This window comes from Dyella sp. AD56 (assembly GCF_002878475.1).
Classification (GTDB): domain Bacteria; phylum Pseudomonadota; class Gammaproteobacteria; order Xanthomonadales; family Rhodanobacteraceae; genus Dyella.
The window spans coordinates 68,177-92,918 of the sequence record NZ_NRDP01000025.1 but is presented as its reverse complement, the minus strand read 5'-3'; the positions used below and the strand labels follow the sequence as shown (position 1 = coordinate 92,918).

25 protein-coding genes, 4 tRNA genes and 1 pseudogene are annotated in these 24,742 nt (G+C 63.3%); 5 read left to right on the top strand and 25 right to left on the bottom strand.

The genetic code is table 11. The features are described 5' to 3' along the window. Positions 1–10 precede the first annotated feature (10 nt). From rpsC to DyAD56_RS16500, 23 genes and pseudogenes are all read right to left on the bottom strand, one after another. A complete protein-coding gene (gene rpsC / locus DyAD56_RS16605) occupies positions 11–760 on the bottom strand; it encodes a 30S ribosomal protein S3 (RefSeq protein WP_102303878.1) in 750 nt (249 codons plus the stop codon). Between the two features lie 14 nt (positions 761–774). Further along, a complete protein-coding gene (rplV, locus tag DyAD56_RS16600; RefSeq protein ID WP_102303877.1) occupies positions 775–1,110 on the bottom strand; it encodes a 50S ribosomal protein L22 in 336 nt (111 codons plus the stop codon). Then, entirely contained in the window at positions 1,110–1,382 is a 273-nt protein-coding gene (gene rpsS / locus DyAD56_RS16595; RefSeq protein ID WP_046972909.1) for a 30S ribosomal protein S19, read from the bottom strand. The genes rplV and rpsS overlap by 1 nt, the downstream gene beginning before the upstream one ends. A gap of 12 nt (positions 1,383–1,394) precedes the next feature. After that, on the bottom strand, positions 1,395–2,216 hold the full coding sequence (rplB, locus tag DyAD56_RS16590; protein ID WP_102303876.1) for a 50S ribosomal protein L2: 822 nt from the start codon (positions 2,214–2,216) through the stop codon (positions 1,395–1,397). Between the two features lie 18 nt (positions 2,217–2,234). Continuing rightward, positions 2,235–2,528, bottom strand: a complete 294-nt coding sequence (gene rplW / locus DyAD56_RS16585; protein ID WP_046972911.1) for a 50S ribosomal protein L23 — start codon at positions 2,526–2,528, stop codon at positions 2,235–2,237. Then, positions 2,525–3,127, bottom strand: a complete 603-nt coding sequence (rplD, locus tag DyAD56_RS16580; protein ID WP_102303875.1) for a 50S ribosomal protein L4 — start codon at positions 3,125–3,127, stop codon at positions 2,525–2,527. The genes rplW and rplD overlap by 4 nt, the downstream gene beginning before the upstream one ends. An 11-nt stretch (positions 3,128–3,138) precedes the next feature. After that, on the bottom strand, positions 3,139–3,780 hold the full coding sequence (rplC, locus tag DyAD56_RS16575) for a 50S ribosomal protein L3 (RefSeq protein WP_102303874.1): 642 nt from the start codon (positions 3,778–3,780) through the stop codon (positions 3,139–3,141). A gap of 20 nt (positions 3,781–3,800) precedes the next feature. Then, positions 3,801–4,112 carry a 30S ribosomal protein S10 gene (rpsJ, locus tag DyAD56_RS16570; protein WP_017461875.1) on the bottom strand — a complete coding sequence of 104 codons (312 nt, stop codon included), beginning with the start codon at positions 4,110–4,112 and terminating at the stop codon, positions 3,801–3,803. A gap of 463 nt (positions 4,113–4,575) precedes the next feature. Continuing rightward, a complete protein-coding gene (gene tuf / locus DyAD56_RS16565; RefSeq protein ID WP_102303873.1) occupies positions 4,576–5,766 on the bottom strand; it encodes an elongation factor Tu in 1,191 nt (396 codons plus the stop codon). Between the two features lie 68 nt (positions 5,767–5,834). After that, positions 5,835–5,910: transfer RNA gene (locus DyAD56_RS16560), tRNA-Thr, on the bottom strand. 23 nt (positions 5,911–5,933) lie between these two features. After that, positions 5,934–6,007: transfer RNA gene (locus DyAD56_RS16555), tRNA-Gly, on the bottom strand. A gap of 17 nt (positions 6,008–6,024) precedes the next feature. Then, positions 6,025–6,110 (bottom strand) — tRNA-Tyr (locus DyAD56_RS16550). A 105-nt stretch (positions 6,111–6,215) separates the two neighbouring features. Beyond that, positions 6,216–6,704, bottom strand: a complete 489-nt coding sequence (locus DyAD56_RS16545) for an acyl-CoA thioesterase (protein ID WP_102303872.1) — start codon at positions 6,702–6,704, stop codon at positions 6,216–6,218. Positions 6,705–6,847: 143 nt separating this feature from the next. Then, the gene (locus DyAD56_RS23960) at positions 6,848–6,988 is read right to left on the bottom strand and encodes a hypothetical protein (RefSeq protein ID WP_158241371.1); all 141 of its coding nucleotides are present in this window, start codon (positions 6,986–6,988) and stop codon (positions 6,848–6,850) included. A gap of 77 nt (positions 6,989–7,065) precedes the next feature. Further along, positions 7,066–7,644: a GNAT family N-acetyltransferase gene (locus tag DyAD56_RS16540; RefSeq protein ID WP_102303871.1), complete on the bottom strand. Its 579-nt coding sequence runs from the start codon at positions 7,642–7,644 to the stop codon at positions 7,066–7,068. A gap of 231 nt (positions 7,645–7,875) precedes the next feature. Further along, on the bottom strand, positions 7,876–8,967 hold the full coding sequence (ychF, locus tag DyAD56_RS16535) for a redox-regulated ATPase YchF (RefSeq protein ID WP_102303870.1): 1,092 nt from the start codon (positions 8,965–8,967) through the stop codon (positions 7,876–7,878). 48 nt (positions 8,968–9,015) lie between these two features. After that, entirely contained in the window at positions 9,016–9,612 is a 597-nt protein-coding gene (gene pth, locus DyAD56_RS16530) for an aminoacyl-tRNA hydrolase (protein WP_102303869.1), read from the bottom strand. 45 nt (positions 9,613–9,657) lie between these two features. After that, entirely contained in the window at positions 9,658–10,302 is a 645-nt protein-coding gene (locus DyAD56_RS16525; RefSeq protein WP_102303868.1) for a 50S ribosomal protein L25/general stress protein Ctc, read from the bottom strand. Between the two features lie 107 nt (positions 10,303–10,409). Next, the gene (locus tag DyAD56_RS16520) at positions 10,410–11,348 is read right to left on the bottom strand and encodes a ribose-phosphate diphosphokinase (RefSeq protein ID WP_102304013.1); all 939 of its coding nucleotides are present in this window, start codon (positions 11,346–11,348) and stop codon (positions 10,410–10,412) included. A 53-nt stretch (positions 11,349–11,401) separates the two neighbouring features. Beyond that, positions 11,402–11,478: transfer RNA gene (locus DyAD56_RS16515), tRNA-Gln, on the bottom strand. A 17-nt stretch (positions 11,479–11,495) separates the two neighbouring features. After that, positions 11,496–12,891: pseudogene (gene ispE, locus DyAD56_RS24520) on the bottom strand (4-(cytidine 5'-diphospho)-2-C-methyl-D-erythritol kinase). Between the two features lie 143 nt (positions 12,892–13,034). Further along, entirely contained in the window at positions 13,035–13,664 is a 630-nt protein-coding gene (gene lolB, locus DyAD56_RS16505) for a lipoprotein insertase outer membrane protein LolB (protein ID WP_102303867.1), read from the bottom strand. Continuing rightward, positions 13,661–15,400: a tetratricopeptide repeat protein gene (locus tag DyAD56_RS16500; protein WP_102303866.1), complete on the bottom strand. Its 1,740-nt coding sequence runs from the start codon at positions 15,398–15,400 to the stop codon at positions 13,661–13,663. Before DyAD56_RS16500 ends, lolB begins: the two co-directional genes overlap by 4 nt. A 107-nt stretch (positions 15,401–15,507) precedes the next feature. Between DyAD56_RS16500 and hemA the strand changes: the two genes are divergently transcribed. From hemA to ppk2, 4 genes are all read left to right on the top strand, one after another. After that, a complete protein-coding gene (gene hemA / locus DyAD56_RS16495; protein WP_102303865.1) occupies positions 15,508–16,782 on the top strand; it encodes a glutamyl-tRNA reductase in 1,275 nt (424 codons plus the stop codon). A gap of 68 nt (positions 16,783–16,850) precedes the next feature. Continuing rightward, positions 16,851–17,930: a peptide chain release factor 1 gene (prfA, locus tag DyAD56_RS16490; protein WP_102303864.1), complete on the top strand. Its 1,080-nt coding sequence runs from the start codon at positions 16,851–16,853 to the stop codon at positions 17,928–17,930. A gap of 68 nt (positions 17,931–17,998) precedes the next feature. Further along, positions 17,999–20,104, top strand: coding sequence for a glycosyltransferase family 41 protein (locus DyAD56_RS16485; protein WP_102303863.1), 2,106 nt, complete (start codon positions 17,999–18,001; stop codon positions 20,102–20,104). A gap of 15 nt (positions 20,105–20,119) precedes the next feature. After that, positions 20,120–20,914, top strand: coding sequence for a polyphosphate kinase 2 (gene ppk2, locus DyAD56_RS16480; protein WP_102303862.1), 795 nt, complete (start codon positions 20,120–20,122; stop codon positions 20,912–20,914). Positions 20,915–20,923: 9 nt separating this feature from the next. Here ppk2 and DyAD56_RS16475 read toward each other — a convergent pair whose 3' ends face one another. Continuing rightward, positions 20,924–21,424, bottom strand: coding sequence for a VOC family protein (locus DyAD56_RS16475; protein ID WP_102303861.1), 501 nt, complete (start codon positions 21,422–21,424; stop codon positions 20,924–20,926). Between the two features lie 214 nt (positions 21,425–21,638). Between DyAD56_RS16475 and DyAD56_RS16470 the strand changes: the two genes are divergently transcribed. Then, positions 21,639–24,473 (top strand): EAL domain-containing protein, encoded by a 2,835-nt coding sequence (locus tag DyAD56_RS16470; protein ID WP_102303860.1) that lies wholly within the window; start codon positions 21,639–21,641, stop codon positions 24,471–24,473. A gap of 1 nt (position 24,474) precedes the next feature. Here DyAD56_RS16470 and DyAD56_RS16465 read toward each other — a convergent pair whose 3' ends face one another. Next, positions 24,475–24,741 (bottom strand): acylphosphatase, encoded by a 267-nt coding sequence (locus DyAD56_RS16465; RefSeq protein WP_102303859.1) that lies wholly within the window; start codon positions 24,739–24,741, stop codon positions 24,475–24,477. Position 24,742: the final 1 nt, after the last annotated feature.

Below are 24,742 nucleotides of genomic sequence, written 5' to 3'. Positions count from 1 at the left end.
GCAACTCTCCTTACTTCGCCGTCCGCTCGCGACGGCCTTCACCGCCCTCGCGACGCGATTCACGACGACCCTCACCACCCTCGCGGCGCGGCTGGGACTGCTCTTCCTTCGACTCCTGGTTGATCTGGGACAGATCGAAGATCTCGCCCTTGTAGATCCACACCTTGATGCCGATGACGCCGTAGGTCGTATGAGCCTCGGCGGTGCCGTAGTCGATGTCGGCGCGCAGCGTATGCAGCGGCACGCGACCTTCGCGGCTCCATTCGGAACGAGCAATCTCAGCGCCGTTCAGACGGCCAGAGACATTGATCTTGATACCCAGGGCGCCCAAGCGCATCGCATTACCGACCGCACGCTTCATGGCGCGGCGGAACATGATGCGACGCTCAAGCTGCTGTGCAATGGATTCGGCAACCAGCTGCGCGTCAATCTCGGGCTTGCGCACCTCGCTGACGTTGATGTGCGCCGGAACGCCCATCAGCTGACTGACTTCCTTGCGCAGCTTCTCGATATCCTCACCCTTCTTGCCGATCACCACGCCCGGACGGGCGGTGTGGATCGTCACGCGCGCGGTCTTGGCCGGGCGCTCGATGAGAATCTTGGAGATGCCGGCCTGAGCCAGCTTCTTGCGCAGCATCTCGCGAACCTTCAGATCGGCTGCGAGGTACTGGGCGTATTCGCCCTTATTGGCGTACCACTTCGAGTTCCAGTCCTTGGCAATGCCGAGGCGGATACCGGTGGGATGAACTTTATGACCCATCGTCTACGTCCTCTTTAGTTGCCAACGACCACAGTGATGTGGCTCGTGCGCTTCAGGATGCGGGAACCGCGACCCTTGGCGCGGGCGTACATACGCTTCATCGCAGGACCTTCGTCCACGAAGATACGCGAGACCTTCAGCTCATCGACGTCAGCGCCGAGGTTGTTCTCGGCGTTGGCGACGGCCGACAGCAGCACCTTGCGAACAATGGCTGCGGCCTTCTTGTTGGTGAACTGGAGCACGTCGCTGGCACGGCCCACGGGCAAACCGCGGACCAGGTCAGCTACCAGGCGTGCCTTCTGCGCCGAAATGCGGGCGCTGCGCAGGATCGCTTTGGCTTCAGTGCTCATCACTTGCCCTTCTTGTCGCCGCCATGGCCCTTGAAGGTGCGGGTCGTCGCGAACTCGCCGAGCTTGTGCCCGACCATGTTCTCGTTGACCAGCACTGGGACATGCTGACGGCCATTGTGGATGGCGATGGTCAAGCCGACCATCTCCGGCAGGATCATCGAGCGACGCGACCAGGTCTTGATCGGGCGCTTGTTATTGGCGGAAACGGCGGCTTCCACCTTCTTTACGAGGTGCAGGTCGACAAACGGACCTTTCTTTAGAGAGCGCGGCATGATCGTTTCCTATTACTTGCGACGACGCACGATGAACTGCTGGGTGCGCTTGTTCGAGCGCGTCTTGTAGCCCTTGGCCGGCGTACCCCACGGAGAAACCGGGTGACGACCGCCAGAGGTCTTGCCCTCACCACCGCCGTGCGGATGGTCGACCGGGTTCATGACCACACCGCGAACGGTGGGACGAATACCCAACCAGCGCTTCGCGCCGGCCTTACCGAGCTTCTTCAGGCTGTGTTCGCCGTTGCCCACTTCACCGATGGTGGCGCGGCAATCGACCGGCACGCGGCGCATCTCGCCGGAGCGAAGACGCAGCGTGGCGTAACCGGATTCACGAGCCACCAGTTGGACCGAAGCACCGGCCGAGCGCGCGATCTGCGCACCCTTGCCCGGACGCATCTCGATGCAGTGAATGGTCGAGCCCACCGGGATCGCGCGCAGCGGCAGGCTGTTGCCAACCTTGATCGGTGCATCGCTACCCGACACGAGACGGTCGCCCGCCTGCACGCCCTTCGGAGCAATGATGTAACGACGCTCGCCGTCGGCATAGCACAGCAAAGCGATATGCGCGGTACGGTTCGGATCGTATTCAATACGCTCGACCGTGGCAGCGATGCCTTCCTTGTCGCGCTTGAAATCGATGATGCGATAACGCTGCTTGTGACCACCACCCTGGTGGCGAACAGTGATACGACCGTAGTTATTGCGACCGCCGTTCTTGGTCTTCGCTTCGGTCAACGCCGCGTACGGCGCGCCCTTGTGAAGGCCCTCGGTGCGAACGCTGACTGCGTCGCGACGACCGGGGGAGGTCGGCTTGTGAGTGATCAGTGCCATCTCAATTCAACTCCTGGCTCAGGCTTTGGCCGACACGTCGATGGTCTGGCCATCGGCGAGGCGGACATAGGCCTTACGCTTGCCCTGGCGATTGCCAGTGCGGAAACGGAAGGACTTGACCTTGCCCTTGGCATTGACGAGGTTCACCTGCTCGACCTTGACGTCGAACATCTGCTCCACCGCTGCGCGGACATCGGCCTTGGTTGCTTCGGGAGCAACCACGAATACGTACTGGTTCTTCTCGGCGAGACGCGCGGCCTTTTCCGAGATGTGCGGCGCACGCAGCGTATTCAGAATGCGTTCGTTGCTCATGCCAGCCACTCCTCGATCTTCTTCACCGCATCGACGGTCATGACGATGTGGTCCGAACCGACCAGACTGACCGGATTCAGCGCCAACACGTCCACTACGTGGATGTACGGGATGTTGCGCGCAGCCAGGAAGGTAGCTTCGTTGGCGTCTTCCGACACCAGCAGCACGCGACCCGAGACCTGCAGTTCAGCCAGCTTGGCAACCATCGCCTTGGTCTTGGGCGATTCGATGCCGAAGCTCTCGACCACCTTTAGACGGTCCTGACGAACCAGCTCGGCCAGGATCGAACGGATGGCAACGCGATACGACTTGCGGTTGACCTTCTGCTCGTAGCTGCGCGGCTTGGCAGCGAACGTGCGGCCACCACCGACAAAGATCGGTGCACGGTAGTCACCGTGACGGGCGCCGCCGCCCTTCTGCTTCTTGAACTTCTTGGTGGTGCCGGACATTTCGCCGCGCGAAAGCTGCGACTGCGTGCCAGCGCGACCGCCTGCCTGATAGGCAACGACCACCTGGTGGATCAGGGCCTGCTTAAGCTCACCGCCGAACACTTCGTCCGACACGTTGAGCGGCTTGGCGCCAATAACATTGAGTTCCATGGCGTCTCTCCTCAGCCCTTGGTCGTCGGACGGATGATGACGTCGCCGCCGGTAGCACCCGGCACCGCGCCCTTCACCGCGATCAGATGACGCTCGGCGTCGACCTTGACCACTTCGAGGCCCTGCTGCGTGCGGTTCACCGCACCCATGTGGCCCGACATCTTCTTGCCCGGGAACACGCGACCCGGGGTTTGACGCTGACCGATAGAACCCGGCGCACGATGCGACAGCGAGTTACCGTGGGTCGCGTCACCCATGGTGAAGTTCCAACGCTTGATGGTGCCCTGGAAGCCCTTGCCCTTCGACACGCCAGCGACGTCGACGATCTGACCCGCCTGGAACACGTCGTCGGCCTTGATCTCGGCGCCCACGCTGTACTTGCCGAGATCGTCGGCAGATACGCGGAACTCCCAAAGACCACGACCCGGCTCAACCTTCGCCTTCGCGTAATGGCCCTTCAGCGGCTGCGTCAGCAGGCTGGCGCGCTTGACGCCGGCTGCGACCTGCACAGCGCTGTAACCATCGTTTTCTTCCGTCTTCAGCTGCGTGACGCGATTCGGGGTGGCCTCAATGAGGGTCACCGGAATCGAACGGCCATCTTCAGTGAAGAGTCGGCTCATGCCGCATTTGCGGCCAACTAGTCCGATACTCATCTTCGTATCCTGTCTCTCGCTCAACCAAGCTTGATCTGAACGTCCACGCCAGCGGCGAGGTCCAGCTTCATGAGCGCGTCCACGGTTTTGTCGTTGGGGTCGACGATGTCAAGCACGCGCTTGTGGGTACGGGTCTCGTACTGGTCGCGGGCATCTTTGTCGACGTGCGGCGACACCAGAATGGTGTAACGCTCAATCTTGGTCGGGAGCGGAATCGGGCCGAGGACCGTTGCGCCAGTGCGCTTGGCCGTCTCGACGATTTCGCTGGCCGAGCGGTCGATCAGACGGTGATCGTACGCCTTGAGCCGAATGCGAATTTTTTGGTTCGCCATAAACCGTGTCCTGTTTTCGAAAGAACAAATTCTGTGAATCGGATGAGCTTCTCGCCCATCCGCACAACCCGTTGTCGCTAGTTACTGCCAGTCGATACGGCAAGCGACTTCAATGCCGCGAAATCGACCTTAAAAGACTGGGCAGGCCCAAAACGGGCCCACCCAGACAGAAAAGTATAAAACGCGCGAAATAGCTAGGTCAACAAAGCGTCACGCTTCGTTGTCTAAGCCCTTTCCTGCGTAGTGGCCATCCAGGCCAGCGAACTCGAAGCACTTCCTGTGCCTCATTTCGCTGTAAGGTCACCCAAATCAGAGATCGGATGACAGGCAAGACCGCGACTATAGCGTTAAATTCAGCCAAAGAAAAGCCCTAAATACTTCTTTTTGCTGAACACCATAAAAAAAACCGGCCATAAGGCCGGTTTTTTCTAGGCTACCACCCGAGGGTGGCAATCCGAGAGTCTTACTTGATGACCTTGGCCACCACGCCGGCGCCGACGGTACGGCCGCCTTCGCGAATGGCGAAGCGCAGACCCTGGTCCATGGCGATCGGGTGGATCAGGCTGACAACCACCTTGATGTTGTCGCCCGGCATGACCATTTCCACGCCTTCCGGCAGCTCAATCGCGCCGGTCACGTCGGTCGTGCGGAAGTAGAACTGCGGACGGTAACCCTTGAAGAACGGGGTGTGACGACCACCTTCGTCCTTCGACAGCACATACACCTCAGCCTCGAAGTCGGTATGCGGGGTGATCGTGCCCGGCTTGGCCAGCACCTGACCGCGCTCGACGTCGTCACGCTTCAGGCCGCGGAGCAGCAGACCGGCGTTGTCGCCTGCCTGACCCTGGTCCAGCAGCTTGCGGAACATTTCCACGCCCGTGACGGTGGTCTTCTGGGTCGGACGGATGCCCACCACTTCGACTTCGTCACCGACCTTGATGATGCCGCGCTCGATACGACCGGTCACCACGGTGCCGCGGCCGGAGATCGAGAACACGTCCTCCACCGGCATCAGGAACGGCTGGTCGATCGCACGCTGCGGCTCCGGAATATAGGTATCCAGCGCTTCCACGAGGGCGATGATCGCCGGCACGCCGATTTCCGACTGGTCGCCTTCCAGCGCCAGCTTGGCCGAACCCTTGATGATCGGGGTGTCGTCGCCCGGGAACTCGTACTTCGACAGCAGTTCACGCACTTCCATCTCGACCAGCTCGAGCAGCTCGGCGTCGTCCACCATGTCGGCCTTGTTCAGGAACACGACGATGTAGGGCACGCCCACCTGACGGGACAGCAGAATGTGTTCGCGGGTCTGCGGCATCGGGCCGTCAGCGGCCGAGCACACCAGGATCGCACCGTCCATCTGCGCGGCACCCGTGATCATGTTCTTCACGTAGTCGGCGTGGCCCGGGCAGTCCACGTGGGCGTAGTGGCGGTTCGGCGATTCGTATTCGACGTGAGCCGTCGAAATCGTGATACCACGTGCCTTTTCTTCCGGCGCCGCGTCAATCGCGTCATACGCCTTGAATTCGCCACCGAAGCGCTCTGCGCCGACCTTGGTCAGTGCGGCCGTCAGCGTCGTCTTGCCGTGGTCCACGTGACCAATCGTGCCGACGTTGACGTGCGGCTTGGTGCGTTCGAATTTACCCTTTGCCATACGCCTAAAACCCCGATGGAGTCAAAAATAATGAGGAGTGGAATCAATACCCGCGGACCGCGGTGAGATGGTGCTCATGACTGGAATCGAACCAGCGACCTCTTCCTTACCAAGGAAGTGCTCTACCGACTGAGCTACATGAGCACTGCAAAACCAGCGAGAGCCAATGGAGCGGAAGGCGGGAATCGAACCCGCGTAATCAGTTTGGAAAACTGATGTTCTACCATTGAACTACTCCCGCCCTGCGCGGAACTCGTCTGGTGGAGGGAGGTGGATTCGAACCACCGAAGGCGTAAGCCAGCAGATTTACAGTCTGCCCCCGTTGGCCGCTTGGGTATCCCTCCAACAAAGAACGGCTATTGTGTGGATCAGCCCGGGGGCTGTCAACACCTTCTGCGAAAAAATTGACGTTTTCCCGCGTTTTTTTTTCACCAACTCAGAGGTGTCTCTCAGACACCTTCCGCGACGTGCGCGTCAACAAGCTGCTCCATCTCCTTGGAAAGATTCATGAGCTTCATGGCCTGCTCCTGCAGCAGGCGCTCATGGTCATCGCGAGGCTGCCAGGTCGGCACCGGCGTAGGCTTGCCCTCAGGTGCATCCAGCGCCACAAACACCATCACGCAACTGGTCGCCAAGCGATGCTCGTCGCTGCGCAGATCGCGCGCCAGCACATCCACGGCCATGTGCATGCTGGAGCGCCCCGTATGGATCAGACGCGCCCGCACAGTGACCATGTCACCGATGAGAATGGGCTTCACGAACTGGATACCACTGACCGACGCGGTAACGCAGTAGGCCCCGCTCCATGCGACAGCGCAGGCGTAACCCGCCTGATCGATCCACTTCATCACCATGCCGCCGTGCACCTTGCCGCCGAAATTGACATCAGTCGGCTGGGCCAGGAAACGGAAATTCACTTCATGTTGCTTGCCGGGCATGGAGGAGAGACTCGAGGGGAACAGTAGCGGGATTATGCGCCCTCGCCCTCGCCACGCACACCGCCAGTGTTCCTGGACGGGCTCTCACCGCGCGCAACCCAGCGAGCCATGGCAGGACATGACGCATGGGCGAACAAGACACATCATGCGGCGACCCGCTCCGATACCGCCACCATGAAGCCTTCAAGCCGCCGACAGGCCGTCGCACTGCTCGCCTGCGCCGCACTGACGTCCTGCCAGGCCACGCGCCCTAACGCGACGGAGCCGCGGTTGCCCATAATCATCGCCCATCGCGCCGGGAAGGCCGACGCCCCGGAAAACACCCTCGAAGCGGTCCGATTGGCGTCAACAATGCTCAGGACTATCGCGCTGCCGCTTGCCTCGGTCTAGATACGGTTCTGGCGGACTCCCCCGCCACGCTTACGTCGGTTCGCGATGCCTTGTCGGGCCGCCCCTTACGCTGCGGCGAACCCGCGCCGTAATAGATCATCGGCACTGCCACCACCTTGCCACGCAGGCGCGCCGGGTCGCGATCGACCACGAAACCGAAGCGCTGGTAGACCGGGACGGCCCCCTCAGCCGCATTGAGCGTGAACACACGCGTGCCTGCACGGCGCTCACAATCGTTGCGCAGTCGATCCCACAGTTTTCTAGCGATGCCCTGGCCTTGGTATCGCGTACTGACGAACAGATAGACCACGTGACTGTCGTTGCGCACCGCAGCGACGCCAACCAGCCCGCCAGCCAAGAAGGCGAGATGGAAGCGCAGATCGTCCTCCATGCGTTGTCGGACGACCGGGACCTTCAGTGACCGCTCCAGTGCCTCTACAGCCTCGGGAGGCTGGCCAGGCATGATCCAACGGCGTGCAACGCGACGCACCAGTCGTGACACGGCCGGCGCATCGTCAACGCAAGCCCGTCGTATGCGGAAATTACTCATGGCCGCATCACAGCACGCGCGCCGCGCGCCGTACAAGAAACTCAGTGAGCATCCGATCCAGCCAGCCCCCGAATGGTGGCCTGGTACTCCAAACGAACACGATCAATCCAAGGAGGATCACGCCGTTGAGAATTCCTGCACCACGCTGCAGATCGCCCCCCACTCACGCAGAAGAAGACGGACACAAAAAAAGGCCGCGCAGTGCGCGGCCTTTTTTCCCGAACTGTCCGTTTAGACGTTGAACAGGAAGTGCAGCACGTCACCGTCCTTCACGATGTAATCCTTACCTTCCTTGCGCAGGCGGCCCGCCGAGGCAGCGCCAGCCTCGCCCTTGTACTGGATGAAATCGTCGTAGCTCACTGTTTCGGCGCGGATAAAGCCGCGCTCGAAGTCGGTGTGGATCACGCCCGCCGCCTGCGGCGCGGTGAAACCACGCTTGATCGTCCAGGCGCGCACTTCCTTCACGCCAGCGGTGAAGTAGGTCTGCAGATTGAGCAATTTGTAGCCCGCGCGGATCACGCGGTTGAGGCCCGGCTCGTCAAGACCCAGGTCCTTGAGAAATTCGTCGCGGTCGGCGTCGTCGAGCTGAGAGAGCTCTTCTTCAATGGCGGCGCACACCGGCACCACTTCGGCGCCTTCGGTGACGGCACGGGCGCGCACGGCGTCCAGGTGCGGATTATTCTCGAAGCCGTCTTCGCGCACGTTGGCGATATACATCAGCGGCTTCAGCGTGAGCAGGAACAAGTCGCGCACGAGCGCCTTTTCATCGTCGTCCAAGCCGAGGCTGCGCGCAGATTTGCCTTCGTTGAGGCCGGCGGCCAGCTTCTGGAGCACCGGCTTTTTCGCCACAGCCTCTTTGTCGTTGGCCTTGGCGGCGCGCTCGGCGCGGTTCAGCGCCTTCTCGACGGAGTCCAGGTCGGCCAACGCCAGTTCGGTGTCGATGGTCTCGATATCGGCGATCGGATCGACCTTACCGGCGACATGGATGATGTCCGTGTGCTCGAAGCAACGCACGACATGCGTGATGGCATCCACTTCGCGGATGTGGGCGAGGAACTTGTTGCCCAGGCCTTCACCCTTCGATGCGCCGGCAACGAGGCCCGCGATGTCGACGAACTCGACCGCGGTCGGAATGACCTTCTGCGGATTGACGATGTCCGACAACGCATTCAGGCGCGGATCGGGCACGGGCACCACACCTACGTTCGGCTCGATGGTGCAGAACGGGAAGTTGGCCGCGGCGATACCCGCCTTGGTCAGCGCGTTGAACAGGGTGGATTTGCCGACGTTAGGCAGGCCGACAATGCCGCATTTGATGCCCATGGGAACTCCGCGAAGCTGTGATCTGGCGACGAACAAAAGCCCGGACAATCAGTCCGTCTTCTTATCCGCCGCCGGGGTATGTAGTTGTTGCATGGCCTTGTCGAACTGGCCATCGACTGCCAGCGGCAGCACGTCGAGCGCGCGCGCCATGCCGTCGACGATGGCGTCTTCGTCCTGCGCCGATGGGCGACCAAGCACCCACGGCGTAACTCTATCTTTGTGGCCGGGATGGCCGATGCCAATGCGCAGGCGATGAAATTTGGCGTGCCCAAGATGCGCGACGATGTCGCGCAGACCGTTCTGGCCACCGTGACCGCCATCGAATTTCATCCGCACGGTGCCGGCATCGAGATCGAGTTCGTCGTGCGCCACCAGGCACTCGTCCGGCTCGATCTTGTAGTAGCGCAACGCCGAAGCCACGGCGATGCCGCTTTTATTCATGAAGGTGGCGGGCTTGAGCAGCCACACCGACTGGCCGCCGATGCGTACCTTGCAGGTCTCACCATGCAGCTTGCCGTCGAAACCGAAGCGCTCGCCCTGCCCTGACGCCAGGGCATCAACAAACCAGAACCCGGCGTTGTGCCGGGTTCGGAGATATTCGGCACCGGGATTGCCCAGTCCGACGATGAGTCGAAGACCCGCCATAAGATCGAACGGCCCACGCCCCGAGGGGACATGGGCCGCAGCGACTTACTTCTTCGGCGCTTCCGGAGCCGGGGCGGCTTCGCCCTCGGCCGGAGCCGCGTCGACTTCTTCCTTCACCGTGTTGGCGGTGACGACGGCCGTGTCGTGATCCGCACCCAGGTGCAGAGCGACGATTTCCACGCCCTTCGGCAGCTTGAGCTGCGACAGGTGGACGATGTCGCCCGGCTTGAGGTCGGTCAGGTCGAGTTCGATGAACTCCGGCAGATCCTTCGGCAAGCAGGACACTTCCACTTCCGTCAGGTTGTGCGAGATCACCACGCCCGAGGTCTTGGCAGCGGGCGACTTGTCCTGGTTCAGGAAGTGCACCGGCACCTTCACGCGCAGGGCGGCGTTTTCGTCAACGCGCAGGAAGTCCATGTGCAGCATCTGCAGCTTGTACGGATGCTTCTGCCAGTCACGCACCAGCACCTTCTGCACCTTGCCGTCGACGTTCAGGTCGAGCACCGAGGAGAAGAACCACTCGTGCTTGGCAGCGAGCAGGATGGTGTTGTGTTCGATCTGGATGCTCTGCGGGGCCTGGCCGGCGCCGTAGACAACAGCAGGCACGACGCCGGTGTGACGCAGGCGGCGGCTCGCACCCTTCCCCTCGTCATTACGGATCGTAGCCTTGATTTCGTGAGTCGTAGCCATGTTGGTATTGCCTATCAAAAGTGAGCTGCCTTGCGGCAGTCAGGCGACTCCCCCGCGACCAGAGGAGCCGTAAAGCCGCGACAGGCTTATGCCTGTCGCGGGAAAACTCAGTCGATGTACAACGAGCTCACCGACTCGCCGAAGGCGATGCGGCGGATCGTTTCCGCCAGCAGCTCGGCAACCGAAAGCTGGCGGATCTTGCTGCATGCGGCGATATCGGCGCGCAGCGGCAAGGTGTTGGTGACCACCAGCTGGTCGAGCTGGGAGCCCTCGATGTTCTTCAACGCCGCACCGGACAGCACCGGATGCACGCAATACGCCACTACCTTGCGGGCGCCGCGCTCCTTCAGAGCCGCAGCCGCTGCACACAGGGTGCCAGCGGTGTCGACGATGTCGTCGACCAGCACGCAGGTCTTGCCGTCGACTTCACCGATGATATTCATCACGGTGGCGACGTTCGCCTTCGGACGACGCTTGTCGATGATGGCGAGATCGGCGTCGTCCAAGCGCTTGGCCATGGCACGCGCACGAACTACACCGCCAACGTCCGGACTGACCACGATCAGGTCGTCCATGCTGTAGTTACGCCAGATGTCTGCCAGCAGCACCGGCGAGGCATAGACGTTGTCTACCGGGATGTCGAAGAAGCCCTGGATCTGATCCGCGTGCAGATCAACCGTGAGCACACGATCCACGCCCGAGGTGCCGATCATCTTGGCCACCATCTTCGCCGTGATCGGCACGCGCGCCGAACGCGGGCGACGATCCTGGCGGGCGTAGCCAAAGTACGGGATGACCGCCGTCACGCTGGCCGCCGAGGCGCGCTTGAGCGCGTCCACCAGCACCAGCAGCTCGAACAGGTTCTCCGCGCTCGGCGCACCCGTGGGCTGCAGCACGAACACTTCCTGGCGGCGGACGTTTTCCTCGATCTCCACCTGCGCTTCGCCGTCGCTGAACGTGCTGACGAGGGCTTTGCCAAGCGGCACACCAAGACGCTGAGCCACGTCTTCGGCAAGTGCGCGATGGGCGTTACCGGTGAAGAGCATCGGGCCGGAAAGGTCGACGGTCATCTTTAGAGCCTGTTTGAGCCATGTGGAAATGGCTGGGGCGGAAGGATTCGAACCTTCGCATGCAGGAATCAAAATCCTGTGCCTTAACCAGCTTGGCGACGCCCCAGTAATAACTGGTCTTACTTACTTGCCGTTCCTGTCGATGCCGCGAAAGCGCGCCAGGGCGACATGCAACGGAGAAACATCCTCACCCTTGGCCACATGGGCCGTGAAACCGGTGGGACACCGCTCCGCAATGGCTTCGGCACGTTCCACGGAGTCCGTTTCCAGGAAAACGCACGCACCGCTGCCGGAAAGCCTTGCCCGGCCGAAGCCGTCGAGCCAGTCCAGCGCCGCAGCCACACGCGGATGTCGCGCGCGGACCACGGGCGCGAACGCGTTCTCGACCGTTTCGCCCGAAGCAAAGGATGAAATTGTGGCGGGCGGGGCATTTCGTGTCAATTCAGAAGCTTGAAAAAGTGCTCCGGTCGGCACGTGTTCGTGGGGGTCCAACACCACGTACCAACGCTCTGGCAGGCTCAAAGGCGTGAGTTTTTCACCAATTCCCTCGGCCCAGGCCGACCGTCCGCGCACAAAGACCGGTACATCCGCGCCCAGTTGGCGCCCCAGTTCAGCCAGGGCATCCTCGTCCAGCCCGGCGTCCCAGAGGCGATTCAACGCCACCAGCACGGTCGCGGCGTCCGAGCTCCCGCCGCCCAAGCCGCCGCCCATAGGGACGCGCTTCTCCACCTCAATATCGACGCCCGAGCCCGCCAGCGCGAGGGGCTGCAGTAGACGGGCCGCCCGCACCACCAGGTCGCTCTCGGCGGGTACCTCAGGAACGTCGGTCAGACGATGAATTTCCCCGTCATACCGGATACGCAGGCGGATCTCGTCACCCCAATCCAGCAGGCGGAACACCGTCTGCAGCTCGTGGTAACCGTCCGGCCGGCGACCGACGATGCGCAGGAATAGGTTCACCTTGGCGGCGCCGGCCGCAGACGGTCCAGTCGGTGAGATCAGGCGGCGGCAACGGCCGGCTCATAAAGACGCGCAGGTCGTCCGGGAAGCCGTTTTCGCGGTCACGCTCGCGGGCGAAGGCAAATTCCGGACGATTCTTGTCCACGACCTGGAAGCCATGCTTCGCATAGAACGGGGCATTCCACGGCACGTCGGCCAGGGTACCGAGATCGACACGGTGATAGCCGGCCATGCGCGCCCAGCCACACGCGTGTTCGAGCAGGGCAGCGCCGATGCCGCGCTGTCCATGCGAGGGCAGCACGTCCATCTCAGCAACCCCGATGGCGTCGCCGCCCTCCTCCGCATCCAGCCAGACGAAACCAACAGGCTCGCCCGAGCCAATGACAGCCACCCAGACGAGACCGCGGGCGATGGCTTCACGCATCACTTCGGGCGGTACCGATACCTCGCGATAGGACCGCCACGCGGGATGGCCACGAAACAGTTCGACCGCTGCGCGCTCAATGGCGCACAGGGCGTCGACCTGATCGGGGCGGGCGCGTTCGATGTGGAAGGTCATGGAAATGCTCTCAACTTCCTCTCCCCTCCGGAGAGGGGATTGAGGTGAGCCTCAAAAAAGGATCAAGGGCGGATGCTCGCGGGAGGACGCCGCTTCAAGTGGCGTTGCCGCGAAATGGGCCCCTCGTCTTAAAAAGCGGCCTTTTACTGGATATTCCAGGACTCCACCGACAAGCGCACCGAATACGGCGGGTTGCTGGCGAAGATCTTGGTCGGTACTGCCGGCTCCCGGGTGGTGTCCCAGGCGGGGTACGAGATGGTCCAGCCATCCTGCGTCAGCGTCGCGGGCAGCCCATCGTCGCCGAACGTGATGTCGGCAGGACCGCTATCGGCGCGGACGCCCAGCACCCAAGCGCGCAAGTCACGCAGAGGGACGTGCCAGCCCAGCGCGTTCTGCACGACCGTCTCCGGATCCGTGCTGCGCTGCGGACCGCCATCCAGGCCTTCGAGCACCGCCCATTCCGGTGTCACGCTGAGCTTGAAGCTCTTGGCGCCCACCGGCCCACGCACGACGAAGTCGTAACTGGTGCCGTTCTGGGTCCAGGTGAGCGTGCCGCTGCCGCCGTCTTTCTTGCCGTTGACCTCACCCACCACGCCGATCTTGCCCTGCAGCACCCAATGATCGGTCTTGACCAGCAGGTGTTCGCGGGCGCGCTGCTCGTTGAGCAATGTCGAGTAATCGGCCCTGGGTTGCGGACGGACGGCTTCCTTATGGGCGCAGGCGGCTAACAGCAGCGGCAAGGCTGCCGCGAGGAGACGAATAGGAAGCTTCATGGATTGAGACGCTTGAGGGTGTTGTGGAGGTTGACGCTTTGCGGGTCCATCTTACGGACTTCGTCGAACACACGGCGAGCGTCTTCCTGGCGCCCTTGCTTCCACAGCACTTCGCCCAGGTGCACGCCGACGTCCGCATCCTTGTGCGCCGTCCAGGCACCACGAAGGGACTTCTCGGCCTGATCCAAGTGCCCCAGGCGGTACTGCAGCCAGCCCCAGGAATCCTGGATGGCCGGATCATCCGGGCGTTCCGAGCGTGCCTGCTCGATCAGCCGCTGCGCCTCAGGGAGATCCCGATTGGCGTCGGCCAGCGTGTAGCCCAGCGCATTGGAGGCATCGGTGTCGTCGGGCTTGAGCTGAAGCAAGTGACGGAAATCGTTGACGGCCTGATCGGTCTGACCCGCTTCCGCATAAGCCAAGCCCCGCCCATATAGCAGGGCCGGATCGTCGGGCGTGACCTGCAGGGCACGGCTGAACGCGCGCTCAGCCTGGGCGTACTGCTGCTCGTCCATGTAGAGCTCGGCATCCACTTCATAGGCGCGACGGAGCATGGCGGGCTGGTCGAGATAGTCCGTCTGCATCTGCGCCAGTTGCTCGTGAGCCTCAGCACTACGGCCAAGATCCTGCAGCAAGATCGCGCTGCGCAGATCGGCGTCGAAGGCGTGGTCGTCATCGTCGGCGACCTGGTCGTACCACTTCAGGGCTTCTTCCTTCTTGTCCAGCATCTCCGCCATCTGACCCAGCAGATAGGCACTGCTCTGGCGCACGTCTTCGGGCGAATGCTGCAACTGGTTGTAGAGGCGGCTGATGGTCTTGGTGTCTTTGGCTCGGGCAGCCAGCGCAGCCCGCATGGCATAGGTGTCCGAGTCTTGCGGGCCGTTATCGAGCAGTTTGGCGGCCGCGGTGTAATCGCCGCCCTGCCCCAGCAAGGTCGCATAGGCCAGGCGCATCTGGGTGTTCTTCGGATCCTTGGCCATGGCCTTGTCGAACAAGGCTTTGGCGCCAACCCGGTCGCCATCGTGATACTTCATCTGACCCAGCCAAGCGTAGGTCTCCGCCGTGCCGAAACGCTTCGCAGCGGCGTCCGCGATCTGCAACGCATACGCATGGCGGCCGAGCTTGTCACCCAGTTCGCTCATGGCGAGCCAGGCCTGCGGATCGTTGGGCAAGCGCTGCGGCGTGGCGATGGCTTCCAGCAACTGGGTCGCCTGAGCGGCATCCCTGCTGCTGACCAGCACGCGGCCAAACTGGCGCCAGGCATCCGGGTCACCGGTGCCTACGAGGATCTCGAGTTGGCGGCGCGCCTCCTCGGTGTTGCCTTGGCTGAGCGCCAATTGCGCACGGGCCTGCGCGAGCGGTGCCGGTTTCGCCCCCAGCGCCTGCCACCGGGCGATCGCCGCCTGGGCGGCGTCGGTATCCCGTATCGCAATGGCCAGGGCAGCGGCCTGCTCGGCCACCTTCGGATCGGGGGAAAGCTGTGCCGCGCGGCCATAGGCCTGGGACGCCGTCTTGAGATCGGTGCGGGTGAGCGCCATCTCGCCAGCAAGCAGTTGGGCCATCAGGTCGTGATCCTGATCGGGAACCGCCACCACCAGCCGGCCCAGCGGCTGTTTGTCGTTGGGCAACGTGCGCCCCCCGGTGCCCGAGACGGTGGCGCATCCGGCCAATACCAGGGCCACCATGCCGCCAGCCGCAAAATGCCGCAGTTGCTTGAACTTGGACCACCTGCTCAGCACACTATTCTCCGCTCATCCGTCCGTGACACGGCCGTATCCACACTGTAGAACGGTCGCTGCTCATTTCTAGTTTACGCCGCCGGATGCCTCTCGCTCCGAATCGAACCATGAAGCTGATCGCCCTAGGGCTCAACCACCTCACCGCGCCAGTCAATTTGCGCGAACAAGTGGCATTCGATGCGGAGTCCGCCGGACTGGCCCTGCAGGCGCTCGCCCGCGAGCCCGGCGTGGAAGAGGCCATGATCCTCTCCACGTGCAACCGTACCGAACTATATGTGAGCGTCTCGGCAGGGGCCGAAGACGTTCCGCAGGCGTGGCTCAGCCGTCATCATCAATTGACTCCGGGCAAGCTGGACGAGTTCCTCTACCGGCATGACGAAGATGCGGCCGTGCGTCACATGTTCCGCGTCGCGACGGGCCTGGACTCTATGGTGCTGGGCGAACCGCAGATCCTCGGCCAGGTGAAGGACGCCTACCAGCAGGCGCGCGATGCCCAGGCACTGCGCGCGCCGATGGAGCGTTTGCTCCAGCACACCTTTGCCGTGGCCAAGCGCGTGCGCACTGACACCCGCATCGGCGCACACACGGTATCCGTCGCCTTTACCGCCGTACGGCTGGCCGAGCAGGTGTTCGCGGATTTGCGCCAGGCTTGCGTGCTGCTGATCGGCGCCGGCGACACCATCGAGTTGGCCGCACGGCATCTGATGGACAAGCAGGTGCGCCGATTGATCGTGGCGAACCGCACGCTGGAGAACGCGCAGGAGCTTGCCAGCCGCTATGGCGGCTATGCCATTTCGCTCCACGATCTGCCGCAGCATCTGGCCGACGCGGACATCGTCATAAGCTCCACCGCCGCGCGCCAGCCCATCGTGACGCGCAGCATGGTCGAGAAAGCCGTCTCGGCTCGCCGACGCAAGCCGATGTTCATGGTGGACATCGCCGTGCCTCGCGACATCGAGCCATCCATCGGCGAGTTGGATGACGTGTTCCTCTACGGCATCGACGACCTGCGCCAGGTGATCGACGACAACCGCCGCTCCCGCGAGGCTGCAGCACACGAAGCCGATGCCATCATCGACCTGCAGGTCGAGCGTTACATGGCCTGGCGCCGCGCGCTTTCGCTGCACAACCCAGCGGTGGACCTGCGCCAGCACGCGGAAGCCTATCGCGACGAAGTGCTGGATAAGGCCCGCGCCATGCTTGCGCGAGGCAAGTCGCCGGAGGAGGCCCTGGCCTTCCTCGCCAACACCCTCACCAACAAGCTGCTGCATCACCCGAGCGCGCGCCTGCGCGAAGCGGCGATGAGCGGCGACATGGATCTGCTACACGCGGCGGGTCGCCTGTATGGCATTACGGAGAAACCGGAAGTGAGCGAAGAGTAGCGGGAGAACGAGACGTCCCCTTGCGCCCAACGCGCAACCTCTCCCTCCCCTCACTTCGCACACTCGCCATGACGCCTTCCATTCGCCGCAAGCTCGAATCCCTCGCCGAACGCCACGAAGAAATTGGACTGCTACTCGCGCAGCCCGACGTGCTGACCGATACCAACCGTTTCCGCGAGTTGTCGCGCGAATATGCACAACTCGAACCCGTGACGAACTCGTTGCGCGAGCACGACCAGGCCGAACGCGAACTGGGCGAGACACGCGCCATGCTGGACGACCCCGAGCTGCGCGACATGGCGCAGGACGACATCGGTCGTCTCGAGCACCGCCTCGCCGAGCTCGACGACGAACTGCAGATCCTGCTGCTACCGAAGGACCCGCGCGACGAGGCCAACCTGTTCCTCGAAGTGCGCGCCGGCACCGGCGGTGACGAAGCCGCCATCTTCGCCGGCGACCTGTTCCGCATGTATGCGCGCTACGCCGAACGCCGTCGCTGGCACGTGGAAGTGTTGAGCGAGAACACTGGCGAACACGGCGGTTACAAGGAAATCGTGGCGCGCATCGAAGGCAAAGGCGCGTACTCACGGTTGAAGTTCGAATCCGGGACGCACCGCGTGCAGCGCGTCCCGGCAACCGAATCGCAGGGCCGCATCCATACCTCGGCCGCGACCGTGGCAATCCTGCCGGAGATGGACGAGATCGATGAGATCGAAATCAATCCTGCAGACATCAAAACCGATACGTTCCGTGCGTCCGGCGCGGGCGGCCAGCACGTCAACAAGACCGATTCGGCCATCCGCATCACCCATCTCCCCAGCGGTATCGTGGTCGAGTGCCAGGATGAGCGCAGCCAGCACAAGAACCGCGCCCGCGCCATGAGCCTCCTGAAGGCACGATTGCTGGACGACGAGCGCAGCAGACAGGCCGCTGTCCAGGCAGAGTCGCGTCGCCTGCAGGTGGGCTCGGGCGATCGCAGCCAGCGCATCCGCACCTACAACTTCCCGCAGGGGCGCATTACCGACCATCGCGTGAACCTGACGCTCTACCGCCTTCCCGAGGTGTTGCAGGGCGATCTCGACGAACTGGTCGACACCTTGACCCGCGAAAACCAGGCCGACGAACTGAAGGCCCTCACCGCCGGCTGAGTGCGCGCAGACACCCGGGACGGCACCGGCGGATTGGCAGCCACGCCGCCCTGCGCTAGTTTGGCGGGATGACTGACCTCTTTACCCCCTCTTCCCAGGTGCTGGCGCAGCAGATCGTCGAAACGATCGAGCGCGGTGCATACGACGACGCCGAACGGGCCGCCATCGAGGCACGCGGGCACCACCCCGACGATGCCGAGCTGGCGCGCCTGCACGGCATCACCCTGATGCAACTGCAGCGCCCCGCCGATGCGCTGGAAGTGCTGGAGCACGCCGCCCGGCTGGCCCCGCAAAGCGTCGAAGTGCAATGCAACCTCGGCGCCGCCCGGCTGGCAAGCGGCGATGCCGATGGGGCCATCGAGTACCTGCGCGCCGCCCTGCGCCAGTCGCCCGGCCACCCTGCCATCCTGCTGACGCTGGGCAACGCCCTGATGGCCGCCGCTCGCTATCAACACGCGCGCGAGTCCTACGCGATGGCGACGCACGGCGCGCCCACGCATCCCGGCCTGCGCCTGAACCTGGCAGCGGCCGAGCTGGAGCTGGGCAACGTCGACCAGGCCCAGTTGCACACAGACGAAGCCCTACAACTGCACCCGCGCTTCGATGCCGCTTACGCCCTGCGCGGGCGCATCCTGCAGAGCCTAGGCAAAGGCGCCGAAGCTACCGAATCCTGGCTACTCGCCGAACGCGTGTCGCCGCAAAACCCGCAGTATCCGTTTGCCGTGGGCCAAGCGCTGGAGCACGACGGGCAGCTCGCCACCGCGGCAACGGCCTATGAGCGCGCCCTGCGACTGAATCCGAACGACGGCCGGGTGCTGAGCCAGCTGCTGTTCCTGCGCCGCCGTCTGTGCGATTGGCACGACCTGGACGAGCTGAGCCAGCATGTGCAAGACGCCGTCGTCGCCGGGGCCGGCACGATCAGTCCCTTCATCATGCTCGCCGAGGACGTCGACGCCGCGCTGCAGTTGCGTTGCGCACAGGACTACGCCGCAGCTGTCGAGCAACGTGTGGCGCCGCTACGCAAACAGCTGGCCCTCAGTCATGCCAAACCCGCCCCGGACGACCCGATCCGCATCGGTTTCGTGGCGGATGGCTTCAACGATCACGCCACCGGCTTGCTGGTGGTGGCGATGTTCGAGGCACTCGCCAACGACAATGATCTCGATGTACACCTGTTCGCCACCACGCCCGATGACGGCGGTTCGATCCGCTCCCGACTGGCCACCGCGAGCACCATGCACGACGTCTCCGCGCTCAACCACACCCAGGCGGCCCAGCGTATCCACGCGACCGGTGTGGAGATCCTGTTCGACCTCAACGGCTATTCCGGCCGCGACAACGCGGAGCTCTTCGCGCTGCGTCCCGCTCCCGTGCAGGTCAACTGGCTCGCCTTCCCAGGCAGCATGGGGGCGCCGTGGCTGGATTACCTGCTGGCCGACAAGGTGATCATTCCAGACGACCAGCGTTCGCAGGTGAGCGAGAAGCTGGTGCGCCTGCCGCGCTGTTACCAGCCCAACGACAACACGCGCGCAGTGGCCACGCCCCCGTCACGAACCGAATGCGGGCTGCCCGAAGAAGGCACGGTGTTCGCCTGCTTCAACAACAGCTACAAGATCAATCCGGCGGCTTTCGCGCGCCTGATGTTTGTCCTGCAGCAGGTCCCCGACAGTGTGCTGTGGCTGCTGAGCGGACCTGACGGCACCGACGACCGCCTGCGCGCCGCCGCAGGTGCGGCAGGCATCGAACCGGAGCGCCTGGTATTCCTGCCTCGCCTGCCCCACGCCGACTACCTGTCGCGCTACGTCCATGCCGACCTGTTCCTCGACACCCTGCCCTACAACGCGCACACCACGGCATCGGATGCGCTGTGGGCAGGCTGCCCCGTACTCACCTGCGCCGGCCGCACGTTCGCAGGGCGCGTCGCCACCAGCCTGCTGCTGCAGCTCGGTCTGCCGGAGCTAGTCTGCGAGGACGAGGAAGCGTTCATTGCCATGGCGACGCAATTGGGCAACGACCGTGAAGCCTTGCGCACGCTGCGCCAGCACCTGTCGCAGCAGCGTACGCAAAGCTCGCTGTTCGACATGCAGGGTTTCGCCGCAGATTTCCGCCGGGCTGTGCAGGCCATGAGTGCGCGCCATCGCATCGGCCGCAGGCCGGCGGATGTCGATCTGTAAACAAGGAGGCGCGTCATGGGCAAGAAAAACACCACCAAGCGGAAAAAGACCTACCGCCATGCCATGGCCGAACTCCAGTTGGAGTTGGCTGGTCTGCATCGCTGGCTGCGACGCAGCGGGCACCGGCTGGTGGTGATCTTTGAAGGTCGCGATGCGGCTGGCAAAGGCGGCACGATCAAAGCCATCACCGAATCGATGGACACGCGTGGTTACCGCATCGCGGCGTTGGGCAAACCCAGCGAAGCCGAATCCTCGCAGTGGTACTTCCAACGTTACGTTGAGCATCTCCCGAACGCTGGCGAGATCGTGCTGTTCGATCGCAGCTGGTACAACCGCGCCGTGATCGAACCCGCCATGGGCTTCTGCAGCAAAGTGCAGTACAAGGCCTTCATGTCGGCCGTACCCGCCTTCGAGAAATTGCTGACCGACGACGGCATCATCCTGCTCAAGTACTGGCTTGCTGTGGACCAGGAGGAACAGGAAGACCGTTTCGAAGACCGCGCGAAGGATCCGCTCAAACGCTGGAAGCTCTCTCCCACCGACCTCGCCTCACGCGACAAGTACGAAGAGATCGGGCACCTGCGCGACCTGATGATCGAACGCACGCATCGCCCCAGCGCGCCATGGTTCGTAGTCGACTACAACGACCAGAAGCGCGGACGCGTGAATCTGATCCGACACCTGCTCGAACAAGTGCCGCGTCACGACGAAAGCATCCCCGAGCCCAAGCTGCCCAAGCTCAAGGTCAAAGCCCGAACAGAGCATGTCACCCGCAAGGCAGAATGGGTGCCTGACACCATGGACGACTGAGCGTAACGATCAACCTGCCGCTGCCCGCTTCAGCTCGCCCAGGTCCAGCTTCTTCATGCGCATGATGGCCGCGTGGACACGCTCCACGCTGGCCGCATCGCCGCTGGTGAGCCACTGGATCATCGCGTCTGGCACGACCTGCCACGACAGGCCGAAGCGATCCTTGAGCCAGCCGCACTGACCACTCTCGTCCGCAGCGCCTTCCAGCAGGCGCTCCCAGTAGTGGTCGATCTCGTCCTGCGAGCGGCAATGCACCACCAGCGACACCGCCTCGCTAAACCGAAACACCGGGCCGCCGTTCAACGCCGTCATCGACTGGCCATCGAGTTCGAAATCAACCGTCATCACTGATCCTTCTGTGCGCCCGGATGCGTTGGCGCTCGACGCGGTGTAATGCGTCACCGCAAGAATCCGCGAGTCCGGGAAGATCGACACATAGAACTGCGCGGCTTCCTCGGCCTGATGATCGAACCAGAGAAACGGGGTGATGCGCTGGAATCGCGTGCTCATGCGTCATGCCTCCTTCCTGTGATGGGGCACAGCCCCCTTGTTCTGACGACGAATATCCGCCGCCGGATTCGACACGGCGTTTACTCCCCCATGCATGCGGCAAAGGTCTATGCCATGTGAACAACTGGGCAGCCGGCCCCGTCATGTTCAAGCTTCAGCGGAATAGGCCGATAAGACGATGGCCTGAATTCCAGGTACGCGCGGGGGTGCGTTTATGCCAGTGCAAGGCCGGGGGGCCGAGCTGGTCAAAAGGGAACGAGCAGCCGAGATCGTGGTGCCGTTCGTGCTGGTCGTCGTGGTGATGATCGGGCTGTGCGCCGCCAGCCTGGACATCCTCTCGGCGGCGCGTGCCTTTGTGGGTGGCGAAAGCCGTTGGTCGAAAGCGCAAAAGATCGCCGTCTCCAGCCTGCAGCACTACGTGACGAGCAGCAAAGAGTCGGATTACCAGCAATTCCTCGACGCCATCGCCGTGCCGCTGGGTGATCACCGCGCGCGCGTCGAACTCGACCGCGTCCATCCCGACATGGCGATCGTGACCGCCGGATTCCGTCGTGGCGGCATCGACAAGGCGGACATCCCCGGCATGGCGCGCCTGTATCGCTACTTCCACAACGTCGGCAGCATCCGCAACGCCGTCGCGGTATGGGTCGAGGCCGACCACTCCATCGACGAACTGGTTGCACTGGGTGCCGATGTGCACGCGCGCATCCACCAGGGCGACCACACCCCGACATGGATCGATGCGACGAGCCTGCACTTGCGCACCATCGACGAACGCCTGACGCCGCTGGAGTACGCTTTCTCCGATGCGCTCGGCAACGCCTCGCGCGAAACCGCGAACCTGCTGCGCGCGTGGTTCTGCCTGGTCGCCGCAACCATGGTGCTGATCGCCGCCCAGCGCGCACGCCGCCTGCTCGACGACCGCGCCCGAGCCGTTAACGAGCTCCGCGCCAGCGAAGACCGTTTCCAGCTTGCCGTGGCCGGCAGTAACGACGGCCTGTGGGACTGGGACCGCATGACCGGACATGTTTATCTTTCGCCCCGCCTGCGGCAGATGCTGGGGCTCGCGAGCAACGGCGCGGGCGCCTCGATCTTCCTATGCCTTCACCCGCAGGACCGGCGCCAAGTGATGCGCGCAGTGACCGCGCATGTGTGGCGCCATGCGCCGTTGGACGTAGAGTTCCGCATCCCCCACCAGGACGGCAACGCGCGCTGGTTCCATGCGCGCGGCGCATCTTCCCGCGATGCAGCCGGCACATCCCGGCGCATGGCAGGTTCCGTCACCGAGATCACCGAACGGCGACGGGCCGACGCCATGCTGTTCGCGGCCAAGGAGCGCGCCGAGGTTACGCTGCAATCCATTGGCGACGCCGTGATCACGACCGACGCGCGAGGACGCATCGACTATCTCAATCCTAGCGCTGAACGCCTCACTCACTGGACTACAGAACGGGCGCGTGGCCTGCCGGTCAGCGCCGTCTGCCAGTTCGTAGCCGAGAGCAGTGGTCGGTCCATCGACGATCCGGTCATGCAGGTACTAGCGGGACATGCGGACTGGAACCACGACGACAAGCTGGTGTTGGCGTCCACCGAAGGGCCTTCGACGGCCATCGACCTGACCGCTACACCCATCCGCGACCGCGCCGGCAACATGGATGGCGTGGTGCTGGTCATGCGCGACGTCAGCAGCGATCGCGAACACGCCGCGCAGTTGAGCTACCAAGCCAGCCACGACGTGCTCACTGGCTTGATCAACCGACGCGAGTTCGAGCGACGACTGGCCCGGGCCATGACCTCGGCCGAGAACAATGCCCGCCCCTTCACCGTGCTCTACCTCGACCTGGATCAGTTCAAGGTCGTCAACGACACTTGCAGCCATGCGGCTGGCGATGAACTTCTCCGCCAGATCAGTGCCCTGTTTCTGCGTCGAGTGCGAGCCACGGATGCGGTGGCGCGCCTGGGTGGCGACGAATTTGTGGTGCTACTGGAGGACTGCGCGCAGGACGACGCCTTGACCGTCGCGGAAGATCTGCGTGCCGCCATTGGTGATCTGCACTTCGCGTTCGGCGAGCGCGGCTTCGCCACTAGCGCCAGCATTGGGTTGGTCAGCCTGAACACAGATCAGCGGCTCGCTCGCGAGGACATCCTCGGCGCGGCGGATGCCGCCTGCCACCTGGCCAAGGAAAAAGGCCGCAATCGCGTACAGACCTACCATCTCGACGACGACGAAGTCCTCGTGCGTCAAACCGAGATGTGTTGGGTGAGCCGCATCCAGGCGGCGCTAGCGAACAACCGGTTGCGCATCTACGCACAAGACATCGTCGACTTGCGCCAACCGATGCAACATCATCATGTGGAGCTGTTGGTGCGCATGGTGGGCGAGGATGGCCAGATAGTGCCACCGCGCGCCTTCATCCCAGCGGCCGAGCGCTACGGCCTCATGCCGTCGATCGATCGCTGGGTAGTGCAATCGGCCTTTTCCGCGCTGCGCAATGCGCTTGACCGTAACGCAGCCGACGTGCCGTCTCTATGCACGATCAACCTGTCCGGCACCTCACTCAGCGAGGACGGCCTGGCCGTGTTCCTGCGCCAGCAGTTCGCCGAGTTTGCCATCGCACCCTCGTCGATCTGCTTCGAGATCACCGAGACCGCGGCCATTTCCAGTCTTTCGCGCGCGACCGCCTTTATCCACGACATGCGCGCGCTGGGCTGCAGCTTTTCATTGGACGACTTCGGTGCCGGCATGTCGTCCTTCACGTATCTGAAGCATCTGCCCGTCGACTTCGTAAAGATCGAAGGCAGCTTCGTCACGGACATGATCGACGATCCCATCGATTTCGCCATGGTCGAGGCGATCAACAACATCGGCCACGTCACTGGCAAGCGCACCATCGCCGAATGCGTGGGCACGCCGGAACTGCTGGCAGCGGTACACCGGCTGGGTATCGACTTCGCGCAAGGCTTTGTCTTGTCGATACCGCACCCGTTCCTTCAGGAACACGAGGCTTCCACCCCAGTCCGTGAGCCGGCGCCATCGAGCACGGAATAACTCAGCGAGTGCGGAAGCCGTCGACCTCGGGCGCATCGCAGTCCTCGCGCAGCACCTGATCGACGCGAGCTACCGACGGGCCTTTCCACAACCAGCGCTCCAACGCATCGATGGACGATGGTGTGCCGACGGCCAGCACCTCGACACGACCGTCCTGCAGGTTTGTCGCGTAACCGGACAGGCCCAGCATCAACGCCTGCTCGCGGGCGCTGGCGCGATAGAACACGCCCTGCACCCTGCCGCTGACGAAGAAGCGAGCGGCCGCCATG